General features: G+C 71.0%; 23 protein-coding genes. 7 read left to right on the forward strand and 16 right to left on the reverse strand.

Translation table 11 applies throughout. From position 1 onward, the window contains the following. Positions 1-94: 94 nt before the first annotated feature. From U3649_RS00425 to U3649_RS00490, 14 genes are all read right to left on the reverse strand, one after another. On the reverse strand, positions 95-487 hold the full coding sequence (locus U3649_RS00425; protein WP_407352936.1) for a VOC family protein: 393 nt from the start codon (positions 485-487) through the stop codon (positions 95-97). Between the two features lie 252 nt (positions 488-739). Continuing rightward, the gene (locus U3649_RS00430) at positions 740-1,204 is read right to left on the reverse strand and encodes an AAC(3)-I family aminoglycoside N-acetyltransferase (protein ID WP_407352937.1); all 465 of its coding nucleotides are present in this window, start codon (positions 1,202-1,204) and stop codon (positions 740-742) included. Positions 1,205-1,512: 308 nt separating this feature from the next. Next, complete coding sequence (gene hslU, locus U3649_RS00435) at positions 1,513-2,898, reverse strand: ATP-dependent protease ATPase subunit HslU (RefSeq protein ID WP_407352938.1); 1,386 nt, start codon at positions 2,896-2,898, stop codon at positions 1,513-1,515. 109 nt (positions 2,899-3,007) lie between these two features. Next, entirely contained in the window at positions 3,008-3,559 is a 552-nt protein-coding gene (gene hslV, locus U3649_RS00440) for an ATP-dependent protease subunit HslV (RefSeq protein WP_370561711.1), read from the reverse strand. Between the two features lie 327 nt (positions 3,560-3,886). Next, complete coding sequence (xerC, locus tag U3649_RS00445) at positions 3,887-4,825, reverse strand: tyrosine recombinase XerC (RefSeq protein WP_407352939.1); 939 nt, start codon at positions 4,823-4,825, stop codon at positions 3,887-3,889. Positions 4,826-5,159: 334 nt separating this feature from the next. Next, positions 5,160-5,834: a DUF484 family protein gene (locus U3649_RS00450; protein ID WP_407352940.1), complete on the reverse strand. Its 675-nt coding sequence runs from the start codon at positions 5,832-5,834 to the stop codon at positions 5,160-5,162. Beyond that, the gene (gene dapF / locus U3649_RS00455) at positions 5,831-6,691 is read right to left on the reverse strand and encodes a diaminopimelate epimerase (RefSeq protein WP_407352941.1); all 861 of its coding nucleotides are present in this window, start codon (positions 6,689-6,691) and stop codon (positions 5,831-5,833) included. The genes U3649_RS00450 and dapF overlap by 4 nt, the downstream gene beginning before the upstream one ends. A 4-nt stretch (positions 6,692-6,695) precedes the next feature. Continuing rightward, positions 6,696-6,986 carry an LPS translocon maturation chaperone LptM gene (lptM, locus tag U3649_RS00460; RefSeq protein ID WP_407352942.1) on the reverse strand — a complete coding sequence of 97 codons (291 nt, stop codon included), beginning with the start codon at positions 6,984-6,986 and terminating at the stop codon, positions 6,696-6,698. Positions 6,987-7,038: 52 nt separating this feature from the next. Further along, the gene (locus tag U3649_RS00465; RefSeq protein ID WP_407352943.1) at positions 7,039-7,437 is read right to left on the reverse strand and encodes a YbaN family protein; all 399 of its coding nucleotides are present in this window, start codon (positions 7,435-7,437) and stop codon (positions 7,039-7,041) included. 271 nt (positions 7,438-7,708) lie between these two features. Continuing rightward, positions 7,709-9,874, reverse strand: a complete 2,166-nt coding sequence (locus U3649_RS00470; protein WP_407352944.1) for a S9 family peptidase — start codon at positions 9,872-9,874, stop codon at positions 7,709-7,711. A gap of 156 nt (positions 9,875-10,030) precedes the next feature. Next, positions 10,031-12,139 (reverse strand): prolyl oligopeptidase family serine peptidase, encoded by a 2,109-nt coding sequence (locus U3649_RS00475; RefSeq protein WP_407352945.1) that lies wholly within the window; start codon positions 12,137-12,139, stop codon positions 10,031-10,033. Positions 12,140-12,374: 235 nt separating this feature from the next. Then, a complete protein-coding gene (locus U3649_RS00480; RefSeq protein WP_407352946.1) occupies positions 12,375-12,704 on the reverse strand; it encodes a hypothetical protein in 330 nt (109 codons plus the stop codon). Between the two features lie 307 nt (positions 12,705-13,011). Further along, the gene (locus U3649_RS00485) at positions 13,012-13,866 is read right to left on the reverse strand and encodes a patatin-like phospholipase family protein (RefSeq protein WP_407352947.1); all 855 of its coding nucleotides are present in this window, start codon (positions 13,864-13,866) and stop codon (positions 13,012-13,014) included. Then, positions 13,866-14,837 carry a helix-turn-helix transcriptional regulator gene (locus U3649_RS00490; protein WP_407352948.1) on the reverse strand — a complete coding sequence of 324 codons (972 nt, stop codon included), beginning with the start codon at positions 14,835-14,837 and terminating at the stop codon, positions 13,866-13,868. The genes U3649_RS00485 and U3649_RS00490 overlap by 1 nt, the downstream gene beginning before the upstream one ends. Before the next feature lie 138 nt (positions 14,838-14,975). On the opposite strand from U3649_RS00490, the gene U3649_RS00495 reads away from it, so the two are divergent. The 7 genes from U3649_RS00495 (at position 14,976) to U3649_RS00525 (ending at position 24,266) form a co-directional block, all read left to right on the forward strand. Continuing rightward, complete coding sequence (locus tag U3649_RS00495) at positions 14,976-15,572, forward strand: hypothetical protein (protein WP_407352949.1); 597 nt, start codon at positions 14,976-14,978, stop codon at positions 15,570-15,572. Positions 15,573-15,699: 127 nt separating this feature from the next. Beyond that, positions 15,700-15,969: a hypothetical protein gene (locus U3649_RS00500; protein ID WP_407352950.1), complete on the forward strand. Its 270-nt coding sequence runs from the start codon at positions 15,700-15,702 to the stop codon at positions 15,967-15,969. Positions 15,970-16,143: 174 nt separating this feature from the next. After that, on the forward strand, positions 16,144-19,179 hold the full coding sequence (locus U3649_RS00505; RefSeq protein WP_407352951.1) for a molybdopterin oxidoreductase family protein: 3,036 nt from the start codon (positions 16,144-16,146) through the stop codon (positions 19,177-19,179). Then, complete coding sequence (locus U3649_RS00510) at positions 19,176-20,939, forward strand: SLC13 family permease (RefSeq protein WP_407352952.1); 1,764 nt, start codon at positions 19,176-19,178, stop codon at positions 20,937-20,939. Before U3649_RS00505 ends, U3649_RS00510 begins: the two co-directional genes overlap by 4 nt. Positions 20,940-20,955: 16 nt before the next feature. Beyond that, on the forward strand, positions 20,956-21,843 hold the full coding sequence (locus U3649_RS00515; protein ID WP_407352953.1) for a 4Fe-4S dicluster domain-containing protein: 888 nt from the start codon (positions 20,956-20,958) through the stop codon (positions 21,841-21,843). Positions 21,844-22,145: 302 nt separating this feature from the next. Further along, on the forward strand, positions 22,146-23,105 hold the full coding sequence (locus U3649_RS00520) for a dimethyl sulfoxide reductase anchor subunit family protein (protein ID WP_407352954.1): 960 nt from the start codon (positions 22,146-22,148) through the stop codon (positions 23,103-23,105). Between the two features lie 360 nt (positions 23,106-23,465). Then, positions 23,466-24,266 carry a YdiY family protein gene (locus U3649_RS00525; RefSeq protein ID WP_407352955.1) on the forward strand — a complete coding sequence of 267 codons (801 nt, stop codon included), beginning with the start codon at positions 23,466-23,468 and terminating at the stop codon, positions 24,264-24,266. On the opposite strand, the gene hemC is transcribed toward U3649_RS00525, so the two are convergent. Together hemC and U3649_RS00535 are read right to left on the reverse strand one after the other, a co-directional pair. Next, the gene (gene hemC / locus U3649_RS00530) at positions 24,259-25,173 is read right to left on the reverse strand and encodes a hydroxymethylbilane synthase (RefSeq protein ID WP_407352956.1); all 915 of its coding nucleotides are present in this window, start codon (positions 25,171-25,173) and stop codon (positions 24,259-24,261) included. The two genes, U3649_RS00525 and hemC, sit on opposite strands and share 8 nt — an antisense overlap. Positions 25,174-25,433: 260 nt before the next feature. Next, positions 25,434-26,162, reverse strand: a complete 729-nt coding sequence (locus tag U3649_RS00535; protein ID WP_407352957.1) for a LytR/AlgR family response regulator transcription factor — start codon at positions 26,160-26,162, stop codon at positions 25,434-25,436. Positions 26,163-26,185 lie beyond the last annotated feature (23 nt).

The following is a 26,185-nucleotide window of genomic DNA, read 5'->3' on the forward strand; positions in this document are numbered from 1 at the left end:
ATCGGTCCCGCCATGCGTGGCGGGATCGGCGCACGTTTCCGGATCCCGCGGCGGCGGTCCGCCGCTCCTGCCGGCTGCATCTACCGGCGCACGATCACGTGGGTTGCAGCAGGTCCCACTTGTTGCCGTACAGGTCGAGGAACACGGCGACGGTGCCGTACGCCTCCTGCCTCGGCTCGCGAACGAACGCGATGCCCCTGGACCGGTAGGCCTCGTAGTCGCGCCAGAAGTCGTCCGTGTACAGGAACAGGAAGACCCGGCCGCCGGCCTGCGAACCGATGCGCGCTTCCTGCTCCGGGCTCGACGCCCGCGCCAGCAGCAGCCCGCTCCCGGCTGCACCTGGCGGCGACACGACGACCCAACGCTTGGACTGTTCGGGCACGAAGCTGTCCTCGACCAGCCTGAAGCCGAGCTTTCCCATGAAGAAGTCCAGCGCCTCGTCGTAGTCGCGGACCACGATCGAGACGAGACCGATGGATTGCTTCATTGAACGGCTCCCGATGGGCTCCTGAAAATAGCATCCAAGCCAAGTCCGCGAGCGGGTTGCGAACCGCCGCTGGTCCACCGCCATGGACCGCCCTTTGCGGGAGTGGTGGCGGCATGCCGCCGCCGGGAAGTCGCGGCGATCGGACTCGGCGCCGTCGCGACTTCCGTCGCTCCCACAGAACGAGGAGGGCGCCACCTGGCTGCCTGCTGCAAGACCGGTGATGGCACGAACCAAGGATCGACGCGGAGCGCTTCAGCCCGGCGGCTCCGGCTCGATGTCGAAGTGCATGACGTCCTCCCGCACCCCCAGCTTGGTATACAGCGCCACGGCGGGATCGTCACCGTAGTCGGCCTGCACGTAGATGACGTAGGCGCCGATTGCCGAAGCGATGCGCTTGAGTTCGTTGATCAACGCGGTCGCGATTCCACGGCGGCGATGCGTTTGCTTCACGGCCAGGTCGTAGATGTAGATTTCCTTGCGCGCCTGCTCGAACTTCGGAAGCACGTAGGCCGCGAGTCCTCCCACGGGCTCTAGCCGGTCCAGGGCCGCAATGGCGACGAAGCCGGGATTCGCCAACAGTTGCGCGAGATAGCCCGCATCCGGCTGGTTGCCCGAATAGGTCCGAACGTCGTCGAACGCCACGCCGAACATGTTCAGCATCGAGCGCATCAGCCCGACGTCGTCCGGCGCCAGCCGGCACACCTCATATGGAGTCATGCAATCCCCTCTTTCGCTCGAGCCGTGAATGGACCCGGCCTCGGATGCTCGCCTGGCGCCGGGCGCGTCGCGAGACCGTCGGCTGCATCATCGACCAGCGCGCTCCGGCTGACGCGGGTGCGGTCCGACGGCCCGCCATCTAGCGGCGGCGGAAATACGATGCCCGAAGGAAGCGCAGCGCCGCAACGATCCGGTCGACGCGCCGGCCCGGCAGCGATCCGATGCGATCGCCCATGCGGCCCGGGCACTCGCGCCAACGGGTCCGCCATGGGCAGGCCCGCCGTGTGCTCCGGCGAACGCGCGGACAGTCAGAGGATGTAGCGGCTCAGGTCCGGATCCTCCACCAGTCCGCCCAGGTGCTCGTCGACGTAGGCGCGGTCGATGGTCACGCTGCCGCTCCTGTCGGGCGCCTCGAAACTGAGGGTGTCGAGCAGCCGCTCGAGCACGGTGTGCAGGCGGCGGGCGCCGATGTTCTCCTGGCGCTCGTTGACCTGGGCGGCGATCTCGGCGAGGCGGTCGACCGCCTCGGCCTCGAAGCGCAGCTCCACGCCCTCGGTCTTCATCAGCTCGACGTACTGGGTGGTGAGCGCGGCGCGCGGCTCGGTGAGGATGCGGACGAAGTCCTCCTTGGTCAGCGCCGCCAGTTCCACCCGGATCGGGAAACGGCCCTGCAGTTCCGGGATCAGGTCGCTGGGCTTGGCGACGTGGAAGGCGCCGGAGGCGATGAACAGGATGTGGTCGGTCTTGACCGAGCCGTACTTGGTGCTGACGGTGGAGCCTTCCACCAGCGGCAGCAGGTCGCGCTGCACGCCTTCGCGGCTGACGTCGCCCCCGCCGATGTTCTCTCCGCGCTTGGCGACCTTGTCGATCTCGTCGATGAAGACGATGCCGTGCTGCTCGCAGGCCTCGATGGCGGCGTCGCGCACCTCGTCCTCGTTGATCAGCTTGCCGGCCTCCTCCTCGATCAGCTGCGGGCGCGCGGCCTTGATGGTGAGCTTGCGGGTCTGGGTCTTGCCGCCGGAGAGGCTGGAGAACATCTGCCGCAGCTGCTGGCCCATCTCCTCCATCCCGGGCGGGGCCATGATGTCGACGCCCACCTTCATGCTGAGCTCGAGTTCGATCTCGCGCTCGTTCAGTTCGCCTGCGCGCAGCTGGCGACGCAGTTTCTGCCGGGTTTCCGACTCCTGCTGCGCGGGCTCGGCGCCGATGTCGACGGTGGCGCTCTGCTGCGCGCCGAAGCCGAAGGCGGGCGCCGACGATTCGCGCCGCGGCAACAGGGCGTCGAGGATGCGGTCCTCGGCGCGCTCCTCGGCGCGGGTGCGCACGCGCTGCTTGGCCTGCTCGCGGTACAGCTTGACCGCGGTGTCGGCGAGGTCGCGGACGATCTGCTCGACGTCCTTGCCGACGTAGCCGACCTCGGTGAAGCGGGTGGCCTCGACCTTGACGAACGGCGCGTTGGCCAGCGTGGCCAGGCGGCGGGCGATCTCGGTCTTGCCGACGCCGGTGGGGCCGATCATCAGGATGTTCTTCGGCATCACCTCGTTGCGCAGCTCGTCGTCGAGCTGCATGCGGCGCCAGCGGTTGCGCAGCGCGATCGCCACCGCACGCTTGGCCTGCTGCTGGCCGACGATGTGGTGGTCGAGCTCCTGCACGATCTCGCGCGGGGTCATGGTGGAGGAAGCGGAATCGTTCATGGGATAGGGGCCGTGATTGGTGATTCGTGATTCGTGATTGGCTAGGAGCAGGCATGCGGCGATGCGACCGGTGACTCGCCTTTGCGAATCACCAATCACCAATCACGAATCACAGCTCCTCGACCACCACGTTGCGGTTGGTATAGATGCACACGTCGCCGGCGATCTTCAGCGCCTCGACGGCGATGGCCTTGGCGTCGAGTTCAGTGTGCGCATGCAGCGCGCGCGCGGCCGACAGCGCGTAGGGGCCGCCGGAGCCGATCGCGACCAGGCCGTCCTCCGGCTCGATCAGGTCGCCGGTGCCGCTGATGATCAGCGAGGTTTCGCGGTCGGCGACGGCGAGCAGCGCCTCGAGCTTGCCGAAGCGGCGTTCGGTGCGCCAGTCCTTGGCGAATTCCACCGCCGCGCGCAGCAGCTGGCCGTGCTTTTCCAGCTTGGATTCGAACAGTTCGAACAGGGTGAAGGCGTCGGCGGCGGCGCCGGCGAAGCCGGCCAGCACCTGGCCGTCCTTGCCCAGCCGGCGCACCTTGCGCGCGTTGGCCTTCATCACGGTGTTGCCGAGCGTCACCTGGCCGTCACCGGCGATGGCGACGCGGTCGCCGCGGCGTACCGAGACGATGGTGGTGGCGTGGAACACGTCGGGGTTGCGGCTGGGATCCATGCGGCCTCCGGAGGTCGAATCCCCTGTGTGGGGGTGAAAGGCGGCGGGGGCAAGGGCGCCGGAGGTGGACCGGACCCGTGCCCGCGGCCGCTCGCGGCCCCGGACGGGCTCTTGTGAGGGCGGCGGCGGCATGCCGCCACCAGGAAGCCGCGGCGCCGCGGGAGTCCAACAAGACGATATGCCCGCGCCGACGGGACTTCTCGGCGCCACAGCCGTCCCCATCTCGCCGGTGTCGCGACTTCCGTCGCTCCCACAGAGGATCCGCCTGCGTCTCGGCTTCCGTTGCTTCGACAACCAAGTGCGGCGCTTGTCGCAGTGGCGACCGGGTCAGGTGGATCCATCCCCGCCGCGCGGTTTTCGCTTGGCGCGGGGATGGGCGTCGTCGTAGACCTTGGCCAGGTGCTGGAAGTCCAGGTGCGTGTAGATCTGGGTGGTGGCGATGTCGGCATGGCCGAGCAGTTCCTGCACGCCGCGCAGGTCGCCGGAGGACTCGAGCACGTGGCTGGCGAAGGAATGCCGCAGCAGGTGCGGATGCACGCGCTTGAACAGGCCCTGGCGCTGCGCCAGCAGGCGCAGGCGCAACTGCACCGCGCGCGGGGTGATCGGCTTGCCGCCGCGGCCGGGAAACACCGGCGCATCGGCGGCGGCGCCGGTCTCGGCGCGCCATTCGGCCAGGGCGCGGCGCGCGTGCGAGCCGACCGGCACGCTGCGCTGCTTGCCGCCCTTGCCGAGCACGGTCACCAGGCCGTCGTCGAGTTGCAGGTCGCGCCAACGCAGCGCGCACAGCTCCGACAGGCGCAGGCCGGAGGAATAGAACAGTTCCAGGACGGCGCGGTCGCGCAGGCCCAGCGGCACGTCGGTGGGCACTTCCACCAGCGCCTTGGCCTCGTCCGGATCGAGCACCTGCGGCAGCTTGCGCGCGCCCCTGGGCGCGCGGATGCCGGCGCTGGGATCGGCCTGGATGCGGCCGTGGCGCAGCAGCCAGCGGTAGAAGCTGCGGCAGGCCGACAGGCGCCGCTGCAGGCTTTTCGACGACAGGCCGCGGCGGTACTCGGCGGCGACGAAGTCGCGCAGGCGGGCGTTGTCGAGTCGCACGATGTCAGCGGCCCCGTACTGGTCGGCCCATTCGGCCAGCGCCTGCAGGTCGCGGCGGTAGGCGTCGAGGGTGTGGGGGGACATGCGTTTTTCGACTTCGAGATGGCGGAGGTAGTCGCCTACCGCGGGCGCGGTATCGGGTCGGCGGTCGCGGGGGCCGGCGGGGGTCATCGGGTGTTGCGGCGATTCGCTGGCGGCCGGGCGGCGGGGTCGCGGGCCTGGATCCCGGCTTGCGCCGGGATGACGGGGGTGGATGAGGCGCCGGGTTCGCGGTCGTGGGCGGCGGCGGGAGTCATGGGGATTTTGCAGCGGCTCGATGACGGCCGGGCGACCGGATCGCGGGCCTGGGTCCCGGCCTGCGCCGGGACGACGGTGCTGGGATCATGGTGGGTGTTCGGTTGCTGGCGCCGGCGGGAGTCATGAGAGTTCCGGGTGGCCTCGTGGCTGCCGGACGGGTTGCAGGCCGGATTTCGGCGTTCACCCGGATGACCGCCCGTTCGGCCTGTCAGGCGTCGAAGCGCTTGAGGGCGACGGCGAACGCCTCGCCCATCATGCGCAGGAACAGCGTGCCCATGCCGGGATAGAAGCGGTTCGGCTCGCGGCTGCCGACGGCCACCAGGCCGATGCCCTCCAGCGGCAGCAGCGCGCTCGACTGCACCTCGTCGACCCGGGCGCCGTACAGCAACGCCTGCTTGTCCGGGTGCAGGCGGCCGCACAGCGGCTCGTCGCTCTTCAGGCAGTCGGCGAACGGTTGCAGCAGGCGGTCGTCGCGGGCGACGACCTGCAGCCACTCGGCATCGTCCAGGCCCGGCACCGGCACGAACAGCACGATCCGCACCAGGTCGCCGTTGAAGTCCTCGGCCAGCGACGCCGCCATCGCGCGCACGGTGCCGGCGGCGTCGGCCTGCCGCATCAGCGCCAGGGTCAGCTGGTGCGTGCGCACCGCCAGGCGCTCGTTCTCCTGCGACACGGCGTACAGGTCCTGCAGCCGCCGCGACAGCTCGCGGTTCTTGTCGCGCAGCACCTCCAGTTGGTAGCTGGCCAGCGACGCGGCCGGGCCGTCCTCGCGCGGCACCACCAGGCTCAGCGCCAGGTCCGGGAATTGCTGCAGGAATTTCGGATGACGCCGCAGCCAGGCGGCGATCTCGTGCGCGCCGATCTTCTCGACGGTCTCGCTCATGCGATCCACTCCCCTTCGTAAACGAATGCGGCCGGTCCGGCCATGGTGACCTGGGCGTCGTCGCGCGGCCAGGCCAGGCGCAGGGTGCCGCCCGGCAGCACGACGTCGAGCTCGCGGTCGACGCGGCCGCGCCGCACCAGCACCGCGGCGGCGGCGCAGGCGCCGCTGCCGCAGGCCAGGGTCTCGCCGGCGCCGCGCTCGTACACGCGCAGGCGGACGCGGTCGCGCGCGACGACCTCGGCGAAGCCGACGTTCACCGATTCCGGAAACGCGGCGTGCCGCTGCAGCGCCGGGCCAAGGACGGCGACCGGTGCACCGTCGACCGCATCGACCTCGACCACCGCATGCGGGTTGCCCATCGACACCGCGCCGAACGTCACCGCCGCGCCGTCGATGTCCACGGTGTAGGCGTCCTGCACCGAGTCGAGGCCGGCGAGCGGCACCGATGCCGGGGCGAAGTCGGGCACGCCCATGGCGATGCGCAGATCGCCGCCATCGAGGCATTCGACCGCATGGGTACCGGCCGGGCTGTCGAGCATGAAACGCGGGCCCTGCGCGGCGCCGTCGCGCAGCAGCCAGGCGCCGATGCAGCGCGCGCCGTTGCCGCACTGGCGCGCGGCCGAGCCATCGGCGTTGAAGATCCGATAACCGGCCGCCGCGCCGGCGCTGCGCGCCGGCTCCACCGTCAGGACCTGGTCGCAGCCGACGCCGGCATGGCGGTCGGCGAGCGCCCGGCACAACGCCGGCGTGGGCGGCGGTGCGCCGTCGCGCAGGTCCAGCACCACGAAGTCGTTGCCGGCGCCGTGCATCTTGCTGAAACGCAGGCCCGCACCCGGCCGCGGCGTACCGTCGCCCATGGCCTCAGCCGCCGCCACCGTTGGTGTCGTCGTTGCCGCTGTTGTCTTCTTCGATGTCGTCGATGTCGGGCGGCGGCAGCATGTCCACGCTGGGCGCGGTGCCGTCGCCGGCGTCGTCCGCGGGAAGCGGCGCATCGCTGTCGCCGCTGTCTTCGTCTTCGACGCCGTCGGCAGGCACGGCTTCTGTTCCGGCATCTTCCGGCGGCGGACGCACCAGGTCGCCCTTGTTGCCGCAAGCGGCGAGCGGCAGCAACGACAGCAGGAGGACGGCGATGGCGAGGCGACGTACGTTCATGCCGGCAGTGTAGCCGCAGCGGTCGCGGGGAGAAACGCCTGCGCCGGTCCGTTCATCCGCCGTCCGGGGGTTCCGGCCGCAGCCACAGCCAGGTCGCGACGATCGCCATGCAGGCGACCGGCAGCGCCGTCATCCACCAGCGGTGCGCCGTGAACAAGGGCATGACCAGCAGCAGGATCGCGGCGCATGCGGCCATCGCAGCGGTCGCCATCCATTTCGCGCGGCGGCTGACCGCGCCGTGCGCCTGCCAGTCGCGGATCATCGGGCCGAAACGCGGATGCACCAGCAGCCAGCGATGCAGGCGCTCGGAGCCACGGGCCGCGGCCCAGGCGGCGATCAGGACGAATACCGTGGTCGGCAGGCCGGGCACGAACACGCCGATCAGGCCGAGGCCGAGGCTGCAATAGGCCAGCAGCCACCAGGCCCAGCGGAAGCGCACGCGTTCGGTCATGTCTGCATGATATCCGCGCGGCACACATGCTCCCTCCCCCGTTTACGGGGGAGGGTTGGGGTGGGGGCGACGGCGTCGGTGTGCCCTCGGGGCGGCAGCGAGGTCGAGTGTTTCGCAGTCGGCGGCGGATGGGCTCGGAACGTACCCCGGAGCTCACGCATCTCCGCTCCGCTCGCCCCCATCCCGGCCGTCCCCCGCAAGCGGGGAAGGAGCGGGTCGCGGGCCCCGGATGGGGTCGAGGCGGATCGCCGGCCCCGGACGGGATTGCGGCTCAGCGCACGTCGAGGCGGTCGATGAGGAAGGCGTACATCTCCGACAGCTCGCGGTAGCGGCGGAAACGGCCGGACTTGCCTCCGTGGCCGGCGTCCATGTTGGTGCGGAACACCACGGTGCCCTCGCCCGTGTTGAGGTCGCGCAGGCGGGCGACGTACTTGGCCGGCTCCCAGTACTGCACCTGCGAGTCCCACAGGCCGGTGCCGACGAACATCGCCGGATAGGCCTGCGCCTTCAGGTTGTCGTACGGCGAGTACGAGAGCATGTAGTCGTAGTAGGCCTTCTGCTCCGGGTTGCCCCACTCGTCGTACTCGTTGGTGGTCAGCGGGATGCTCGGGTCGAGCATGGTGGTGACCACGTCGACGAACGGCACCTGCGACAGGATCACGCGGTACCTGTCCGGCGCCATGTTGGCCACCGCGCCCATCAGCAGGCCGCCGGCGCTGCCGCCGTAGGCGGCGACGCGGTCTTTCGCAGCGTAGCCTTCCTGCACCAGGTAGTCGGTGACGTCGATGAAGTCGGTGAAGGTGTTGATCTTGTTGAACAGCTTGCCGTCGTCGTACCACTTGCGGCCCATCTCCTGGCCGCCGCGGATGTGGGCGATGGCATAGACCATGCCGCGGTCGAGCAGGCTGACCACGGTCTGGTTGAAGCCCGGGTCCATCGAGGCGCCGTAGCTGCCGTAGGCGTACTGCAGCAGCGCCGCCCGGCCGTTCTTCTCGAAGCCCTGGCGGTAGACCAGCGACACCGGGATCTTCGTGCCGTCGCGGGCCTCGGCCCAGACGCGCTCGGTGACGTAGCGCGCCGGGTCGTAGCCGATCACCGGCTGCTGCTTGAGCTGGCGGCGCTCGCCGGTGGCGACGTTGATCTCGTAGGTGGTCGCGGGCGTGGTCAGCGAGGTGTAGCCGTAGCGCAGCCACTCGGTGCCGGCCTCGGAATTGACCGACAGGCCCATCGAGTACGCCGGCTCGTCGGCCTTCACGTACTCCTCGCTGCCGTCGGCCTTGATCACCCGCACCCGCTCCAGCGCCTCGGACCGCTCCTCGATGGCGGTGAACCCGTCGAACAGCTCGAAGCCCTCGATGAACACGTCGTCGCTGTGCGGCAGCCATTCCTGCCACTGCCCGCGCGAGCGTGCGTCGGTCGGCGCGGTCATGACCTTGAAGTTCGGCGCGTCCTGGTTGGTGCGGATCACCCAGCGCCCGCCGTGGTGGTCGGCGCTGTACTCGATGTCGCGCTGGCGCGGCGCGAACACCGTGAACTCGCGCGGGTCGGCCGCCGGCGCGCAGCGCATCTCCGAGGACACCGTGCTCTCGACCTGGATGCAGATGAAGGCGTCGTCGCGGGTGCGGCCGATGCCCATGTAGAAGCTGTCGTCGGACTCCTCGTAGACCAGCACGTCGTCGCTGACCGGCATGCCGACCACGTGCTTCTTCACCCGCTTGGTGAGCAGGGTCTCGGGATCGTTCTCGATGTAGAACAGGGTGCGGTTGTCGTCGGCCCAGACCAGGTTGGCCGAGACGCCGGGGATGGCGTCGGCCAGCACCTCGCCGGTCTCCAGGTCCTTGAAGCGCACCGTGTACTGGCGGCGGCCGCTGGTGTCGTCGGCGTAGGCCAGCATGCGGTTGTCCTGGCTGACCTCCCAGTCGCCGACGTTGTAGTAGTCCTTGCCCTCGGCCAGCGCGTTGACCTCGAGCAGGACTTGCTCGCCGGCGGTGTCGCCGGCGTCGTTGGCGCGCTGGATCGCCGCGGCGTCGAGCCCGTCCGTGTCGCGGCGACGCGCATGGACCGGATAGTCCCTGCCGGTCTCGAAGCGGGTGTAGTACCACCAGCCGCGCTCGCGGTACGGCACCGAGCTGTCGTCCTGCTTGATGCGGCCGACGATCTCCTCGTACAGCGCGTCGCGCAGCGGCTCCAGCGGCGCCATCACCGCATCGACGTAGGCGTTCTCGGCCTCCAGGTAGGCGATGACGGCGTCGTCCTGGCGGGTGTCGTCGCGCAGCCAGTAGTACTCGTCGTTGCGCACGGCGCCGTGCGGGGCCTTGACCTCGTGGGGCCGCTGTTCGGCATCGGGCGGCGCGGGGATGCCGGAGGCGGCGGCGGCGGCGGCGGCGGTCAGTGTGGTCATCAGCAGGGCCAGCGCGGGCAGGAGGGCGGGTTTCATAGATGGGGATACTCGGGTCGATCGCAACGGATGGAGTGCCTGCCCGCCGTTCCCCCCCGTAGAGCGGAGCTTGCTCCGCTACGCGGGCTCCGGAGCCGGGAGCAGCGGAGCAAGCTCCGCTCTACGGGGGGGGGGGGGGCGAAAGCGGACAGCGGTTCACTGCGCCAGCTGCTGCCACAGGAAGGTGAAGTACAGCGCGTCCATGTGCGCGGCCTGCCGGTTGCTGGCCGAGCCGCCGTGGCCGCCCTCGATGTTCTCGTAGTAGCGCACGTCCTTCCCGGCCTCCGACATCTTCGCCATCATCTTGCGCGCGTGGCCGGGATGGACGCGGTCGTCGCGGGTCGAGGTGAGCAGCAGGGTCGGCGGATAGTCGCGGTCGGCGTCGAACAGATGGTAGGGGGAGAACGTGCGGATGAACGCCCACTCCTCCGGAAGGTCCGGGTTGCCGTATTCGGCCATCCACGACGCGCCGGCCAGCAGCTTGTGGTAGCGCTGCATGTCCAGCAGCGGTACCTGGATCACCACCGCGCCGAACAGCTCCGGGTACTGGGTGAGCATGTTGCCGGTGAGCAGGCCGCCGTTGCTGCCGCCGCGGATGCCCAGGTGCGCGGGCGAGGTGATGCGGCGCTCGATCAGGTCCCGCGCCACCGCGGCGAAGTCCTCGTAGGCCTTGTGCCGGTTGGCCTTGAGCGCGGCCTGGTGCCAGCGCGGGCCGTATTCGCCGCCGCCGCGGATGTTGGCGACCGCATAGGTGCCGCCCTTCTCCAGCCAGCCCTTGCCGATGCCGCCGGAATAGCCGGGGGTGAGCGAGATCTCGAAGCCGCCGTAGCCGTACAGCAGGGTCGGGTTGCGGCCGTCGTACTCGAGGTCTTTCGGGCGCACCAGGAAGTACGGGACGCGGGTGCCGTCCTTCGAGGTCGCGAACTGCTGCTCGATGACGTGCCCGGAGGCGTCGAAGAACGCCGGCATCGCCTTGAGCTGCTCCGGCCGTTCGCCGATCTCGGCCAGCGACAGGGTGCTCGGGGTGAGATAGTCGGTGGCCGTGATCCACACCGCGTCGGACTCGACGTCGTCGACCGCCCTGACCGCCACGGTGCCGATCTCCGGCGCGCCCGCGAACTCGCTGCGGGCCCAGCCGCCGGCGCCCGGCGTCAGCACCGAGAGCCGGTTCTTGACGTCGTCGAGCACGTTGAGTACGGCGTGGTGGCGGGTCCAGGTGACGCCGGCCAGCGAGGTGGTCTCGCTGGGCTCGAACAGCACCTCGAACGCGCGCCCGCCGGCCATGAAGTCGTCGAGCCTGGTCGCCAGCAGCGAACCGGCCGGGTACTCGCGCCCGCCGACTTCCCACGGCTCGCGCAGCTCGAGCGTGAGCCATTCGCGGTGCAGGCCCTTGCTGGCCGAGTTGGGCGCGTCGACCTTCGCCAGCGCGCCGTCGGCACCGCGCAGGTACAGCTCGTCGTTGTAGAAGGCGATGGTGCGGCTGACCAGGTCGCGCTCGAAGCCGGGGGTGAGATCGCGGAAGGCGGCGATGTACATGTCCCCAGGCTCGCCTTCGTACACCAGCTCGGCCTGCGCCAGCGGCGTGCCGCGGCGCCAGCGCTTGGCGATGCGCGGGTAGCCGGATTCGGTGAGGCTGCCTTCGCCGAAGTCGGTGTAGACGTACACCGTGTCGCGATCGATCCACTGCAGCCCGCCCTTGGCCTCGGGACGGAAGAAGCCGTCCTCCACCCAGTCCTTCGCCGCCAGGTCGAACTCGCGGGTGACGTCGGCGTCGGCGCCGCCGCGCGAGAGCGCGATCAGGCAGCGCGTGTAGTCCGGGCGCAGGCAGTCGGCGCCGTGCCAGACCCAGTTCTCGCCCTCGGCTGCGTTGAGCGCGTCGAGATCGAGCAGCACCTCCCACTGCGGCTCCGGCTTGCGGTACTCCTCCAGCGTGGTGCGGCGCCAGATGCCGCGCTCGTGGTCCTTGTCCTTCCAGAAGTTGTAGTAGTACTCGCCACGCTTCTCGACCTCGGGGATGCGCTCGTCGGAGTCGTAGATCGCCAGCAGCTCGGCCTCGAGCGCCTTGAAGGCCGGGGTGTCCGCCAGTTCGGCTTCCGCCCTGGCGTTCTGCTCGCGCACCCAGGCCAGCGCCTTGTCGCCTTCGACCTCCTCGAGCCATTGGTACGGGTCGGACATCTCGGCCTCCGTGGTCTGGGCGGCGGCGGCACCGGCGGCCAGGCCGAGGGCGACGCCGGCGGCGAGGCAGAAGGACGGCAGTTTCGACATTCGGGGCTCCGCGAACGGTTTCGGCTGAAACCGGGAACGCTAGCACAGCCGCGCCCGGCCACGGGTGCCAATGCCGTTCCCGTCAGGAAACCGCGCAGCGACTTGCTGTTGCTGTGCTTCCCCCTTTGGAAAAGGGGGATTGAGGGGGATTTGCTCTGGCTGTGGCTCGGCGGGGCGCCACGCAAATCCCCCCTGCCCCTTTTTTCAAAGGGGGGAAGAGCCGGCCGCCTGTGGCTCAGGCGGCGCGGGGCAGCCGCGGGCGCGGCATGGCCACGCGACGACGGGCCTGCAGCGCCGAAGGCCGCGGCCGCCGCAGGCGCGGCGACGAGGAGGAAGCCGGGCTGCGGCGGCGCGACAGGGTCACCAGGGAGCGCGCGGCCAGCGCCGCCAGGCTGGCCAGCGGCATGCCGAGCAGCCACAGCGGCGCCGCGCCCAGCGCGAAGGCGCCGGCGCGCAGCGGCGGCAGCGACAGCAGCGCGATGGCGCCGAGGAACAGCGCGCCGCCGAGCACGGCGGCCAGCAGGGCCGGGGCGGACGGGGACGGCGGCATCGGTGCGGTGTGCATGGCTGCGCTCCTGGAGTGGATGCGCGCAGCCTGCCGGTGCCCGGTCGCAACGGCTGCGACTTGCGGCGTCTGGGCCGAACGGTCGCGGGGTCGCGACTGCCGTCGCTCCCACAGGAACCGAACCACCTGCAGGCGTGGCGCTTGTGGGAGCGACGGCAGTCGCGACCCCGCACGGCCTGCTCGCCGGCAGGGCTCGGCGCGGCGGCCCGTCACGACCGCCGCCGCTCACATGGCTTGCGGACGTGCCACCGCGGTCGCGGCGATCGAGTACCCGAAAAGGGCGAGGGCCGGACGGCCGGACAGCCGTTCAATATCCAGCGGCGTCGAGCGCGCGGGTGGCCTCGTGGCGGCCGATGGCGATCAGTTCCTTGGCGCGCCAGAATTCATAGAACTGGCAAACGTCGCGCGGGATGCGGATCACCAGTTCCGGCGGATCCAGCGCCAGCTGCACGCGCGAGATCTGCGCCTGCATGGTGTCGAGCGCGCGCGACATGATCTCCACCAGGCCCATGTCGCGGGCGTCGTCGCCGGCCGCATCGGCCGCATCGGCATGGTCCTGCACCGGCGAGCCGTTCGCGGCCGGCTCGCCCGGCGGCCGCTGCGGCCAGCCGTGCATGTCGACCGCGATCAGGCGGTGCGCATCGGACAGGCGGGTGGCGGCGATCGGCAGCGGCGCCAGCAGGCCGCCATCGACCAGCTCGCGGCCATGCACCTGGTGCGGGAGGAACAGCCCGGGAATGGCGAACGAGGCGCGCAGCGCATCCCACAGCGGGCCGGACTGCAGCCACACCTCGCGCTGGCGCTGCAGGTCCACCGCGACGGCGGTGAAGCGCACCGGCAGGTCCTCGATCAGCGGATCGCCGACCACCTCGCGCATGGCGTCCACCAGGCGGGCGCCGCGCAGCATCCCGGACCGCCCGAAGACCGGATCGAGCAGCCGCAGGAAATCGCGCCGCGACATCGCCTGCAGCCGCGCATCGAACTCGCGCAGCCGGCCCGCCGCGTGGATGCCGCCGACCAGGGCGCCGCTGGAGGCGCCGGAGATCGTCACGATCTCGAAGCCGCGCTCCTCCAGCACCTCGATCACGCCGATCTGCGCCAGCCCGCGCGCACCGCCGGCGCCGAGCGCCAGCGCGACCTTCTCGCGCCCGGCGGGCGGCATCAGTCGCGTTCGTAGTTGGACAGCGCCAGCGCCAGCAGCGAACGCGCCTGCTCGCGCAGCGACGGCGGCTCGACGATGGTGGCGTCGGCGCCGTAATGCAGCACGTCCATCAGCAGTTCGCGCGCGGCGCTGTAGGGCACCTTCAGCTCGTAGCTGCCGTCGGGCAGGTAGCGCCCCTGCTGCTGCGAATGCCAGTGCTCGTCGGCCACCCAGCGCGCGGCGCGGGCGTTGAACAGGATCGTCGCCCAGCCCTTGGGCTCGCCCGAGAAGATGCCGTAGCTGCCGGCCAGGTGGCGGTCGAGTTCGGCCTCGTCGATGTCGCGGGCGACGGCGTCGAGCACGCGCGCACCGCTGATGCGGTCGACCGAAAAGCTGCGCAGGCCGTCGCGGTCGTGGTCCCAGGCGTCCAGGTACCAGTTGCCGCGGTAATGCGTGACCCGCTGCGGCGAGACCGTGCGCCGGGTGCGCTCGTCGGTGGAGCGGGCGCGGTACTCGAAGCTCAGCTGCTTGCGCTCGAGCACCGCCGAGCAGACGAAACGGAACGCCTGCTCGTCCATCCTGCGCGAATGGTGCGGGATCACCCGCACCCGCTCGACCGGCCAGGTCTTGCCCGCGGCGTGTTCGTCGAGCAGCTTCTCGATGCGCTGCTGCAACGGCGCCAGCGCGCTCGACAGCACGCCGCCGCCGCTGCGCGAGAGCAGCTGCTGCGCGGCCAGCAGCGCGTGCAGCTCGTCCGAGCTCAGCCACAGGCCGGGCAGTTCGAAGCGGTCGGCCTCGTCGGCGTCGTAGCGGAAACCGGCCTCGCCGTCGCCGACGATCGGCGCCATCAGCGCGTCGCGCAGGAAGGCCAGGTCGCGGTAGACGGTGGCGCGCGAGCAACCGAGCTCGTCCTGCAGCCGCGCCACCGTGACCGGATAGCGCGCGTGCTTGAGCGTGCGGTGCAGCGAAAGAATGCGTTCGTAGCGGTCCATGGGCCGATTATGGGGCCAAGTCGGGCCGCGGGGCAGCGGCATGGGTACGCTCCGCCGCGCGGAACGGCGACGGCCGGAGCGGATAACCGGTGTTTAACCGCGGCGTGTGCAGACTCGCGGCGCCTTCCAGGGACGGCCATGCACCAGGACACCGGCGACCGCGCGCTCTGCATGATCCTGATGGTGGCGTTGCACCTCGCCCTGGTCTGGTGGTGGACCCGGACGCCGCCGCAGCAGCAGCGCCTGCCGGAAACGGCGCTGCGCGTCCACTGGATCGAACGCCCGCCGCCGGCAGCCACGGCCGCGCCTGCCGCGCCGCCCCCAACGCCGTCCCCCACCGTCGCGGGCACCCCGTCCCGGCGCGCACTCACGATGACGGCGGTCGAACCGCCTCCCGCCTCCGCGCCCGTCGAACGCGGGAACCCGCCGCCGTCGGCGCGTGACCTGCTCGAGCAGGGCCGCCGCTGGGCCGACGCGCAGGCCGGCGGGCACGATTTCCGCCCCGACCCGCTGCGCCCGGTCAACCCGGCTGCGCGCGCGCCGGACCGTTTCCGGATGCGCCCGCCGCCCTCGCCCGCCGCGGTGGTGGAGAGCATCGGCCGCCTGCTTGGCGGGCCCGGGTACACGACCGATCCCTGTCCCCAGATCCGTCGCAACCTGGCCCACCTGGCACCCGGCGGCGACGGCGAACTGCTGCAGGAAGAACTGCGCCGACTGCGGCAGCTGTGCCAGTGAGTGGCCTTGGCGTGCGCCGGAATGCGTATGCCAGGTATCCGGACGTCACCCAGACCATCCTCGGCGACCGCATGTACATGTACATGCAGATGCAGGGCAGACCGTGCAGGTGCCGCTGCAGGAGGGCATGCTCGAGACACTGCGCGATCGCGGGCGGATCGCGGCCGAGCAGCAGGGCACCACCATCGAATCGCTGGGCGCCGACAGCGTCGCCGGCAGGCCTGCGCGCAAGTACCGCATGATCCACGAGGACCCGGGCAATCCCCCGGCGACCCTGTGGATCGGCAGCGACGGCTATCCATTGCAGATGCAGGTCGCCGCGGACGCGCAAGCCGTCACCACGGCCCGCTATTCGCGCTTCAACGACGCCTCGATCCGCATCGAAGCGCCACAGTGACGTCCCGCGCCGCGGGGAGTGGCCACGGCGCCGCCGAGGCGCCGGCGATCACGTGGGACATGCCGGCGGAGGCGGCGCGATAGCGCGACGGCGCGGAGCCGTCCTCGAACGCGACGGCGCGGGCGCGAAGACCGGTCCTCGCCGCGCTCCGGGCGCACGGGCACAATAGCCGCCATGCCTGCGCCCGCACCGAACGAGCCGGCCCTGAACCTCTCGCCCTCGCCGGGCGACGAGGTCAGGACCACCACCTGCTACATGTGCGCCTGCCGGTGCGGCATCAAGGTGTGGACGACCGACGGCAGGATCCGCTACATCCAGGGCAACCCCGCGCACCCGGTGAACCAGGGCGTGCTGTGCGCCAAGGGCGCGGCCGGGATCATGCAGCACTACTCGCCGGCACGGCTGTCCAGGCCGCTGCTGCGGGTGGGCGAGCGCGGCAGCGGCGAGTTCCGCGAGATCGGCTGGGACGAGGCGCTGCGGATCGCGGCGGACTGGCTGCGGCCGATCCGCGAGCGCAATCCCGACGAGCTCGCCTTCTTCACCGGCCGCGACCAGTCGCAGGCGCTGACCGGCTGGTGGGCGCAGCAGTTCGGCACGATCAACTACGCGGCGCACGGCGGCTTCTGCTCGGTCAACATGGCCGCCGGCGGGCTGTACACGCTGGGCGGCAGCTTCTGGGAGTTCGGCGAGCCGGACTGGGCGCACACGCGCTACCTGATGCTGTGGGGCGTGGCCGAGGACCACGACTCCAACCCGCTCAAGCTCGGGCTCGGCAGGCTCAAGGAACGCGGCGCCAAGATCGTCGCGATCAATCCGGTGCGCAGCGGCTACGGCGCGATCGCCGACGAGTGGATCGGCATCCGCCCCGGCACCGACGGCCTGTTCGCGTTCGCGCTGATCCACGAGCTGCTGCGCAGCGACCATGTCGACCTCGACTACCTGGTGCGCTATGCCGATGCGCACTGGCTGGTGATCCGCGATCCGGGAGGCGCGCAGGATGGGTTGTTCGCGCGCGACGACGAGGGACGGCCGTTATGCGCGGCCCGTGCCGACCGCCCCTCCGCTTTCCGGGACGAATCGCCGTCCTCCGCCAGCGGGCATGAAGGGTGGCGGCTCGCCCCTGCCGATGCCACCGACATCTCTCCGCTCGTGGTCGGCGAATACACGCTCGCCGACGGCCGTACCGCGGTGCCGGTCTTCCAGCTGATGGCCGAACGCTATCTCGATCCGCAGTATTCGCCCGACGCGGTGAGCGAGCGCTGCGGCATTCCCGCCGCCACCATCCGCCGCATCGCGCGCGAACTGGCGGCGGCCGCGTTCGAGCACCCGGTGCGCTTGCCGGTCGCCTGGACCGACGCCTGGGGCCGCGAGCACGACGAGATGCTCGGCCGGCCGGTGGCGATGCACGCGATGCGCGGCATCAGCGCGCACAGCAACGGGTTCCACACCTGTCGCGCGCTGCACGTGCTGCAGCTGCTGCTCGGCGCGGTGGACACGCCCGGTTCGTTCCGCTTCCAGCCGCCGTACCCGAAGCCGGTGCCGCCGCCGAACCGGCCCGGCAAGGCCCGCCGCGCCGACGGCAGCCTCGATGCGCCGCCGCTCGGGTTCGTGCACGCGCCCGAGGACCTGCTGGTCGACGCGCGCGGGGAACCGCGGCGCATCGACCATGCGTTCTCGTGGAGCTACCCGCTGTCGGCGCACGGCATGCTGCACACGGTGATCCGCAACGCCCATGCCGGCGATCCGTACCCGATCGACACGCTGATGCTGTTCATGGCCAACATGAGCTGGAACTCGGCCATGAACACCGGCGAGACCATGCGATGGCTCACCGACAAGCGCGACGATGGCGGGTACCGGATCCCGCACGTCATCTATTCCGACGCCTACGCCAGCGAGATGGTCGCCTACGCCGACCTGGTGCTGCCCGACACGACGTACCTGGAACGCTTCGACGCGATCTCGCTGCTGGACCGGCCGATCTCCGACGCCGACGGCGCCGCCGACGCGATCCGGCACCCGGTGTTCGACCCCGCCACCCAGGCCGATGGCGACGGCCGGCCGCGCGACGTGCGCGGCTTCCAGTCGGTCCTGCTGGACCTGGGCGCGCGGCTCGGCCTGCCGGGGATGGCCGACGCCGCCGGCGGACCGATTTATCGCGGCTACGCCGACTACATCGTCCGCCACGAGCGCGCGCCCGGGGTCGGGCTGCTGGCCGGCTGGCGCGGCGACGGCGCCCAGCACGGCAAGGGCGCGCCGAATCCCGGCCAGCTGCAGCGCTACATCGACAACGGCGGCTACTGGCGCGAGGAGATCCCGGAGCACGCGCGCTACTTCAAGATGGCCAACCGCGGCTACCTGCAGTGGGCGCAGGGCAAGGGCTTCCTCGGCGCCGGCGACGCCATCGCGCTGCAGCTGTATGCCGAACCGCTGCAGCGCTTCCGCCTGGCCGCGCAAGGACACGGCGCGCACGTCCCGCCGCCGCGGCACCGCGCGCGGGTGGAGACCTATTTCGACCCGCTGCCGCTGTGGTACGAACCCTTCGAAGGCGTGCAATCCGATGCGGCGCAAGACGACGCCTCCGCCGTTCCGGCAAGGGCCGGGGTCCGCCGCCCGGTCGCGACGGAGCCGATGGATCCCGGCCTTCGCCGCGATGACGGCGTCCCGCACACCCATCCATTCCCGCTGCACGCCATCACCCAGCGGCCGATGTTCATGTACCACGCCTGGGGTTCGCAGAACGCCTGGCTGCGGCAGATCGCCGCCCGCAACTGGCTGTACCTGCATCCGGACACCGGCGCGAAGTACGGCATCGGCGACGAGGACTGGGTCGAGGTGGCCTCGCACCACGGCAGCATCACCGTGCAGGCGAAGTTCGCCGGCAACGTGCAGCCGGACACGGTGTGGACCTGGAACGCGATCGGCAAGCGCCGCGGCGCGTGGAAGCTGGCCAAGGACGCGCCGGAGGCCGAGCACGGATTCCTGCTCAACCACCTGATTTCCGACCGCACCCCGCGCGGCGACTACGCCAACGCCGATCCGGTCACCGGCCAGGCGGCCTGGTTCGACCTGCGGGTGAACCTGCGCCCGGCCGCCGCCGCATGCACGCAGCCGCAGTTCGCGCCGCTGCCGGGCGCCGCCCATGACGACCGCCCGCTGCGCTATGGTGCGCCGCAACGCCAACGGAACCGCGGAGCGCGCACCCGATGACCATGGATGCCTGGCTGACCTTCGCCGTGATCGCCGGCGCGGTCTACCTGTTCGTGACCGAGAAGCTGCCGGTGGAGGTGGTGGCGCTGCTGGTGCTGGCGAGCCTGCTGGCGCTGCGGCTGGTGTCCACCGACCAGGCGCTGTCCGGGTTCAGCAGCCCGGCCACGATCACCGTGGCGGCGATGTTCGTGCTCAGCGCCGGACTGCAGCGTGGCGGCTCGCTGCAGCGGCTCGGCGCGTTGCTGGCGCGGATCCGCTGGGGATGGCTGTTCGCGCTGGCGATGATGCTGCTGACGGCGGTGATCTCCGGCTTCATCAACAACACCGCGGCGGTGGCGGTGTTCCTGCCGCTGGTGATCGCGGCGACCGTGGCCAACCGGCAGCCGCCGTCGAAGTACCTGATCGCGCTGTCCTATGCCGGCCAGTTCGGCGGCGTGTGCACGCTGATCGGCACCTCCACCAACCTGCTGGTCGACTCGCTGGCGCGGCAGTCGGGCGAGACCGGCTTCACCTTGTTCGAGTTCGCGCCGATGGGGGTGATCTTCGTCGCCGTCGGCGTGACCTACATGATGGTGGCACGGCGGTTCCTGCTGCCCGACCTCGGCGTTCCGGAGCAGGCCGACAGCGGCCACGCCGGGCGCTACGTGGTGGAACTGCTGGCGACCGAGCGCTCGTCCGCGATCGGCAAGCGCGGCAGCGAGCTGCTGCCCGACGACGCCGGCGACGTGGTCGTGCTCGAGATCTTCCGCGGCCGGCAGCCGGTGCCGTCACCGCGCAGCGAGGAATTGCGCGCGGGCGACCGCCTGCTGCTGCGCGGCGAATGGCGCGATATCGAGCAGGCGCGCAAGAAGCTCAAGCTCGATTACGACCAGGTCGTCCGCGAGCTCGACGGTGACACCGAGGACGAGCGCCTGCACGCCGAAGCGATGGTGGCGCCCGGCTCGCACCTGATCGGCCAGACCCTGGCGGCGGTCCGCTTCGGCCACACCTATCGCGTGCGGGTGCAGGGCCTGCACCGGCACCGGCTGGCGATCCGGCAGCCGCTCGACCGCGTGCCGCTGGCGGTCGGCGACGTGCTGCTGCTGGACGCGCCGGAAAAATCGCTGGAAGCGATGCGCTCCGATCCCGGACTGCTGGTGCTGGGCGAGCGCGAGCAGGACCGCTCGTCGATCGGTCGCGCGCTGCTGGCGATCGCGGTGATGGCGGCGGTGGTGATCGTCGCCGGGCTCGGCTGGCTGCCGATCGTGGGCTCGGCGATCCTCGGCTGCATCGCGCTGGTGGTCCTGCAGATCCTCAAGCCGGAGGACGCGTATCGCGCGATCGACTGGCGCGTGGTCATCCTGCTGGCCGGCGTGCTGCCGATGGGGATCGCGCTGCAGAATTCCGGCGCGGCCGGCTGGATCGCCGACCACGCGGTGACGGTGGTCGGCGGCTTCGGCCCGGTGGCCACGCTGATGGCGATCTACCTGTTGACCTCGGTGCTCACCGAGGCGATGAGCAACAACGCCTCGGCGGCGCTGGTGGTGCCGATCGCGATCGCCACCGCCGAAGCGCTGGGCCTGGACAGCAAGCCGTTCCTGGTCGCGGTGGCGTTCGCGGCCTCGACCAGCTTCCTCACCCCGATCGGCTACCAGACCAACACCATGGTCTACACCGCGGGCGGCTACCGCTTCACCGACTTCGTCAAGGTCGGCCTGCCGCTGAACGTGATCTTCCTGGTCATGGCGGGGCTGCTGATCCCGCGCTACTTCCCGTTTTGACCGCGATCTCCCGCCCATGACCGCGTTGCCGCCGCCATCGAAGAAGAAGATGGGCCTGGTGATCGACCTCGACACCTGCGTCGGCTGCCACGCCTGCGCGACCAGCTGCAAGGAGTGGAACGCCGGCGGCATCGCCGGGCCGCTGACCGACGAGCAGCCGTACGGCAAGGCGCCGTCCGGGGTGTGGTTCAACCGCGTGCACAGCTACGAGGTCGCGGCGAGCGGAGCCACAGGGTGTGAACCAGCGGCTCCTGGAGCGCCTTCGGAGACTCCTGTGGGAGCGACGGAAGTCGCGACTGCCGGACACACCATTCGCGACTTCCGTCGCTCCCACATGGGCGAGGGAGGGAGCCGTACCGGCGGCGATGGCGGCGACGCGCAGCCGGCGATGACCCTGCACTTCCCGCGCAGCTGCCTGCACTGCGAGACCCCTGCCTGCGTGACCGTGTGCCCGACCGGCGCCAGCTACAAGCGCGCCGAGGACGGCATCGTGCTGGTCGACGAGGACAAGTGCATCGGCTGCAAGCTGTGCAGCTGGGCCTGCCCGTACGGCGCGCGCGAGTACTCCGAGGTCGAGGGGGTGATGAAGAAATGCACCCTGTGCGTGGACCGCATCTACAACGAGCAGCTCGACGAGAGCGAGCGGGTGCCGGCCTGCGTGCAGGCCTGCCCCACCCGCGCCCGCCACTTCGGCGACCTCGGCGACCCGGACTCGGACGTGTCGAAGCTGGTGGCCGAGCGCCACGGCGTGGCGTTGATGCCGGAACTCGGCTACGCCCCGGTCAACCGCTACCTGCCACCGCGCCCGCGCCGCGGTGGCGGCGGCGACCGCGCGGAGGCGACGCAGACCGAGACCGAACCGGCCACGCCGCTGCGCTGGCTGAATCGCGTCCTCAGGCGGTGACCGGCCGGAGGAATCGGACGGCTTTCGTTGTCCCGGCCGCACCATCGTCCGCCCCCGAGTCGCCGTCCACCCGCGCCGTCATCTACCTCGCGCCGTCATCCCGGCGCAGCCCGGGGATCCAGGCTCGCCGCCCTCCGGACGAGTCGCAGGCCTGGATCCCGGCCTGCGCCGGGATGACGAGCACGCTTTTCCCGATTCCGATTCCCGATTCCCAGTTCCCGACTCCCGGCCCAATCGGGTCCGGTGCCAAGCCCCCCCTGTACGATGTCGCGCGGAACCGTCCGCCAGGGAATGAATCGTCGATGCACCCCGCCCTCTCGGTGATCTTCTTCACCACGCTGTCCGGCGCCGGCTACGGCCTGCTGGCGTGGCTCGGCCTGTCGGTGCTGCTGTTGCATGCGCGTGCCGATGTCATGCCGGCACTGGAGACATTGCAGTGGTGGGCGCTGCTGCTGGGCCTGGCGCTGAGCACCGTCGGCCTGCTCAGTTCGCTCGCCCACCTCGGCAAGCCGCAGCGGGCATGGCGGGCGCTGTCGCAGTGGCGCAGCTCCTGGCTGTCGCGCGAAGGCGTGCTGGCGATGGCGACGGTCGTCCCGGCGCTGGCGCTGGGGGCGCTGCTGCTGGGGGCCGAACCCGGCCCGGATCGCGCGCTCGCGCTCGGACTGTGCGGCCTGCTGCTGGCGGTGCTGGCACTGGCGACGGTGGCGTGCACGGCGATGATCTACGCCTCGCTGCTGCCGATCCCGGCCTGGCACCACCCGTTGGTGGTGCCGGTCTACCTGCTGTTCGCGCTGCTGACCGGGCTGGCGCTGCTGTTCTGGCTGATGGCGCTGCTGCTGCCGGCGGGTACCGCCGCGACCGCGATGACGGCGACGTTGACCGCGCTCGGCGCGCTGCTGCTGGCGTGCAAATGGCCGTACTGGCGCGCGATCGACCGGCAAGCGGCGCCGGCAACGCGCGGCGACGCCGTCGGCCTGCCGGGACGCGCGGTCGCGGTGTTCGAGCGCCCGCACACCGAAGCCAACTACGTCACCCGCGAGATGGCCTTCACGGTGGCGCGGCGGCACGCGCGAAGGCTGCGGTGGCTGGCGGCGGCGTCGCTGGTCGCGGCGCCGGGGCTGGCCTGGCTGCTGGCGCTTTCGGGTTCGGCGCCGGCCGCGCCCTTGCTGGCCGCGACCGCCGTCGCGCTGCTGGCAGGTGCGTTCGTGGAGCGTTGGCTGTTCTTCGCCGAGGCGCGACACGTGGTCACGCTCTACTACTGAACGCCTTGCCACGCAGAGGGCGAGCGCCGGGGGCGCCTTGGGAACCGGAGCCGATCGCGGCATAATGGAATCGTTTCCATGCGACCGCTCCGCGGGAATCTCCCGCTCGTCCGGTCACCCGCGGTGATCCGACCTACCGTATTCATGCAACCAGTCCCGCGGACACCGGCACCGCGCAGAATGCCGCTACGCATGCCCGTGAAGCCCGGCCCGCCGCCGGGCCGGGGCATCGCGCCGCCGCTTCTGCCGCCGCCCTCGGTGCGCAGCGGCGTCATCGCTTCGCCAGCCGTCCTGCCGCCTGAACATGCCCGTCCGCCCCTCGAATCCCGCGCTTCACGCCTCGCAACAGGAACCCGTTGAATGACCGACTCCCGCCACCTGCCGGCCGCGCTCGCCCTTCTCGCCCTCGCCCTGGCGTCCGGCCCGCTGCGCGCCCAGACGCCATCGCCGGTGTACGAGGAAGAAGCGCCGATCTGGAACCTGACCGGCGAGCTCGGCCTGGCCATGAGCCGCGGCAACCGCCGCTCCGAGAACCTCAACAGCAAGCTGCGGTTCTCGCAGGAGGACGTGCGCAGCAAGCACCAGCTGACGCTGTCGGCGCTGCGCGCCAAGAGCGACGTCACCGGCGATTTCGACGGCGACGGCATCGCCGAGACCCGCTACACCACCAGCGCCAACCGCTACCAGATCGGCGGCACCACGGCGATCAAGGTCAACGAGATGCACAACTGGTTCGGCGCCGCGCGCTACGAGCGCGACGACTTCTCGCTCTACGACTACCAGGGCACGTTCTCGTTCGGCTATGGCCACCACTTCCTGAAGGACGAGCGCACAAAGCTGCTGACCGAGATCGGCCCCGGCTACCGCCGCGCGCGCCACGCCGAGAGCGGCGACATCCGCAGCGACTTCATCGTCCGCGGGCTGCTCGATTTCGAGCGCAGGCTGACCGAGAACACCCGCCTGACCAACACGCTGCTGGTCGAGTCCGGCAACGAGAACACTTTCGCCCAGAACGATCTCGGCGTCTCCGTGTCGATGAACGAGTCGCTGGCGCTGAAGGCCGCGCTGCAGGCCCGCCACAACACCGAGGTCGACGACCAGGCCGGGATCAAGAACACCGACACCCTGACCACGATCAACCTGGTCTACACCTTCAGATAGACGCCAGCAGGCGGTCGGCGCCGGCGGCGAGCAGGTCGCCGGCGACGCGTTCGCCGAGCCGCTCGCGCGCGTCGACCGTATCGCTGCCGCAGGCGCGCACCAGCCGCCCGTCGGCGGCGCTGCCGACCAGCCCGTGCAGGGTGATCCGCTCCCCTTCCAGTCGGGCCAGCGCCGCCACCGGTACGTGGCAGCTGCCGTCGAGGGCCCGGTTCATCGCGCGCTCGGCCTCCACGCACAGGCGCGTGTCGCGATCGTCCAGCGTGGCGAGCAGTGCGGCAGTGCCGGCATCATCGTCCCGGCATTCGACCGCGATCGCGCCCTGCGCCGGTGCCGGCAGCCAGTCCGGCGCGTCCAGCCGCATGCGGATGCGCCGCTCCAGGCCCAGCCGCTGCAGGCCGGCGCAGGCGAGCACGATGGCGTCGTAGTCGCCGGCGTCGAGTTTCGCCAGGCGGGTGTTGACGTTGCCGCGCACGTCCAGCGGCCGGACGTCGGGGCGCAGCGCGCGCAATTGCGCCTGCCGCCGCAGCGACGAGGTACCCACGCGCGCGCCCGGCGGCAGCGTCATCAGCGTGGCATGGGCGGCGCTGACGAAGGCGTCGGCGGAATCGGCGCGCACCAGGATCGCCGGCAACGCGAACCCCGGCTCCAGCGCCATCGGCACGTCCTTGAGCGAGTGCACGGCGCAATCGGCCTCGTCGCGCTGCATCGCCGATTCCAGCTCCTTGAGGAACAGGCCCTTGCCGCCGATCGCCGCCAGCGACCGGTCCAGCACCTCGTCGCCGCGCGTGCTCATCGGCACCAGTTCGACCTCGAGGCCGGGATGCGCCACGCGCAGGCGCCCGGCGACGTGCTGGCTCTGCCACAGGGCGAGCGGGCTCTTGCGGGTGGCGATGCGGAGGGTCTTCATCGGCCCATTATCGCCGGTCGCGGCGTGACGCTGGGATCGCGGACTTGCGCGCCTCGCTCGCCGACCTGTGGTCGCCGGTCCGGAAAGCCGGCTGCAGGCACTCGTCATCGCTGCCGGCGCCGCGGCATGCATGGCGCCGGCACGCCCGGTCGCGACTTCCGTCGCTCCCGCAGGAAGCCAGCGCGATGGCTGCTGCACTTGCATTTGTGGGAGCGACGGAAGTCGCGACGCCGCGCAACCGGAGCCGCGGAAAACGAACCTCACAGCCGCTGGATCACCTCGCGCACCTGGGCCACGCAGCGCCGGCTCACTTCCAGCGGCTGCTGCACGTGGCGCAGCATCGCGTGCACGTGGCCGTCGTGGTCGCGGCGGATCTCCACCAGTTCGTGCCGCGCCACCAGGCAGTTGCGGTGGATGCGCATGAAGCGCTCGCCGAACTCCTGCTCCAGCGACTTCAGCGATTCCTCGATCAGGTCCTCGCCGCGCGCGTGGTGCACCACCACATACTTCTCCTCGGCCTGCAGGTAGTAGACCTCCTCGACCGGGATCAGCCGCAGGCTGCCGCGCAGGCGCGCGCACAGGTGGGTCCGGCTCTTGTGCAGGCTGGCGCCGCCGTCGTGGTCGCGGCCGATGGTGAAGGTGCGCGCGCGCTCGAGCGCCGCGTGCAGGCGCTCCGGCCGTACCGGCTTGACCAGGTAATCGACGGCAGCGGCCTCGAACGCCGACAGCGCGTGCGCATCGTAGGCGGTGCAGAACACCACCGCCGGGCGCGGCTCGAACGCGGCCAGGTGGCGCGCGGCCTCCAGGCCGTCGATGCCGGGCATGGCGATGTCGAGCAGGATCAGGTCGGCGTCGTGCTCGGCGCAGGCATGCAGGGCGGCATGGCCGTCGCCGACCTCCGCCACCAGCTCGACGCCCGGCTGCTGCGCCAGCAGCGTGCGCAAGCGCTCCCGCGCCAGCGGCTCGTCGTCGGCGATCACGACCTTCACGTCAGGCGCCCTCCCGCTTCGGC

It is taken from the genome of Luteimonas sp. R10 (assembly GCF_045689605.1).
GTDB lineage: Bacteria > Pseudomonadota > Gammaproteobacteria > Xanthomonadales > Xanthomonadaceae > Luteimonas.

Bases quoted from the DNA above. Each gene is read 5' to 3' on its own strand.
- dapF (WP_407352941.1), bottom strand. From the start codon at position 6,691: ATGGGCGACGGTACGCCGCGGCCGGGTGCGGGCCTGCGTTTCAGCAAG.
- hslU (WP_407352938.1), bottom strand. From the start codon at position 2,898: ATGAACGATTCCGCTTCCTCCACCATGACCCCGCGCGAGATCGTGCAG.
- U3649_RS00500 (WP_407352950.1), top strand. From the start codon at position 15,700: ATGCTCGAGACACTGCGCGATCGCGGGCGGATCGCGGCCGAGCAGCAG.
- U3649_RS00465 (WP_407352943.1), bottom strand. From the start codon at position 7,437: ATGACCGAACGCGTGCGCTTCCGCTGGGCCTGGTGGCTGCTGGCCTAT.
- U3649_RS00525 (WP_407352955.1), top strand. From the start codon at position 23,466: ATGACCGACTCCCGCCACCTGCCGGCCGCGCTCGCCCTTCTCGCCCTC.
- U3649_RS00490 (WP_407352948.1), bottom strand. From the start codon at position 14,837: ATGGACCGCTACGAACGCATTCTTTCGCTGCACCGCACGCTCAAGCAC.
- U3649_RS00430 (WP_407352937.1), bottom strand. From the start codon at position 1,204: ATGACTCCATATGAGGTGTGCCGGCTGGCGCCGGACGACGTCGGGCTG.
- U3649_RS00510 (WP_407352952.1), top strand. From the start codon at position 19,176: ATGACCATGGATGCCTGGCTGACCTTCGCCGTGATCGCCGGCGCGGTC.
- U3649_RS00485 (WP_407352947.1), bottom strand. From the start codon at position 13,866: ATGCCGCCCGCCGGGCGCGAGAAGGTCGCGCTGGCGCTCGGCGCCGGC.
- U3649_RS00480 (WP_407352946.1), bottom strand. From the start codon at position 12,704: ATGCACACCGCACCGATGCCGCCGTCCCCGTCCGCCCCGGCCCTGCTG.
- U3649_RS00520 (WP_407352954.1), top strand. From the start codon at position 22,146: ATGCACCCCGCCCTCTCGGTGATCTTCTTCACCACGCTGTCCGGCGCC.
- hslV (WP_370561711.1), bottom strand. From the start codon at position 3,559: ATGGATCCCAGCCGCAACCCCGACGTGTTCCACGCCACCACCATCGTC.
- U3649_RS00495 (WP_407352949.1), top strand. From the start codon at position 14,976: ATGCACCAGGACACCGGCGACCGCGCGCTCTGCATGATCCTGATGGTG.
- U3649_RS00475 (WP_407352945.1), bottom strand. From the start codon at position 12,139: ATGTCGAAACTGCCGTCCTTCTGCCTCGCCGCCGGCGTCGCCCTCGGC.
- lptM (WP_407352942.1), bottom strand. From the start codon at position 6,986: ATGAACGTACGTCGCCTCGCCATCGCCGTCCTCCTGCTGTCGTTGCTG.
- U3649_RS00505 (WP_407352951.1), top strand. From the start codon at position 16,144: ATGCCTGCGCCCGCACCGAACGAGCCGGCCCTGAACCTCTCGCCCTCG.
- U3649_RS00470 (WP_407352944.1), bottom strand. From the start codon at position 9,874: ATGAAACCCGCCCTCCTGCCCGCGCTGGCCCTGCTGATGACCACACTG.
- xerC (WP_407352939.1), bottom strand. From the start codon at position 4,825: ATGACCCCCGCCGGCCCCCGCGACCGCCGACCCGATACCGCGCCCGCG.
- hemC (WP_407352956.1), bottom strand. From the start codon at position 25,173: ATGAAGACCCTCCGCATCGCCACCCGCAAGAGCCCGCTCGCCCTGTGG.
- U3649_RS00450 (WP_407352940.1), bottom strand. From the start codon at position 5,834: ATGAGCGAGACCGTCGAGAAGATCGGCGCGCACGAGATCGCCGCCTGG.
- U3649_RS00515 (WP_407352953.1), top strand. From the start codon at position 20,956: ATGACCGCGTTGCCGCCGCCATCGAAGAAGAAGATGGGCCTGGTGATC.
- U3649_RS00425 (WP_407352936.1), bottom strand. From the start codon at position 487: ATGAAGCAATCCATCGGTCTCGTCTCGATCGTGGTCCGCGACTACGAC.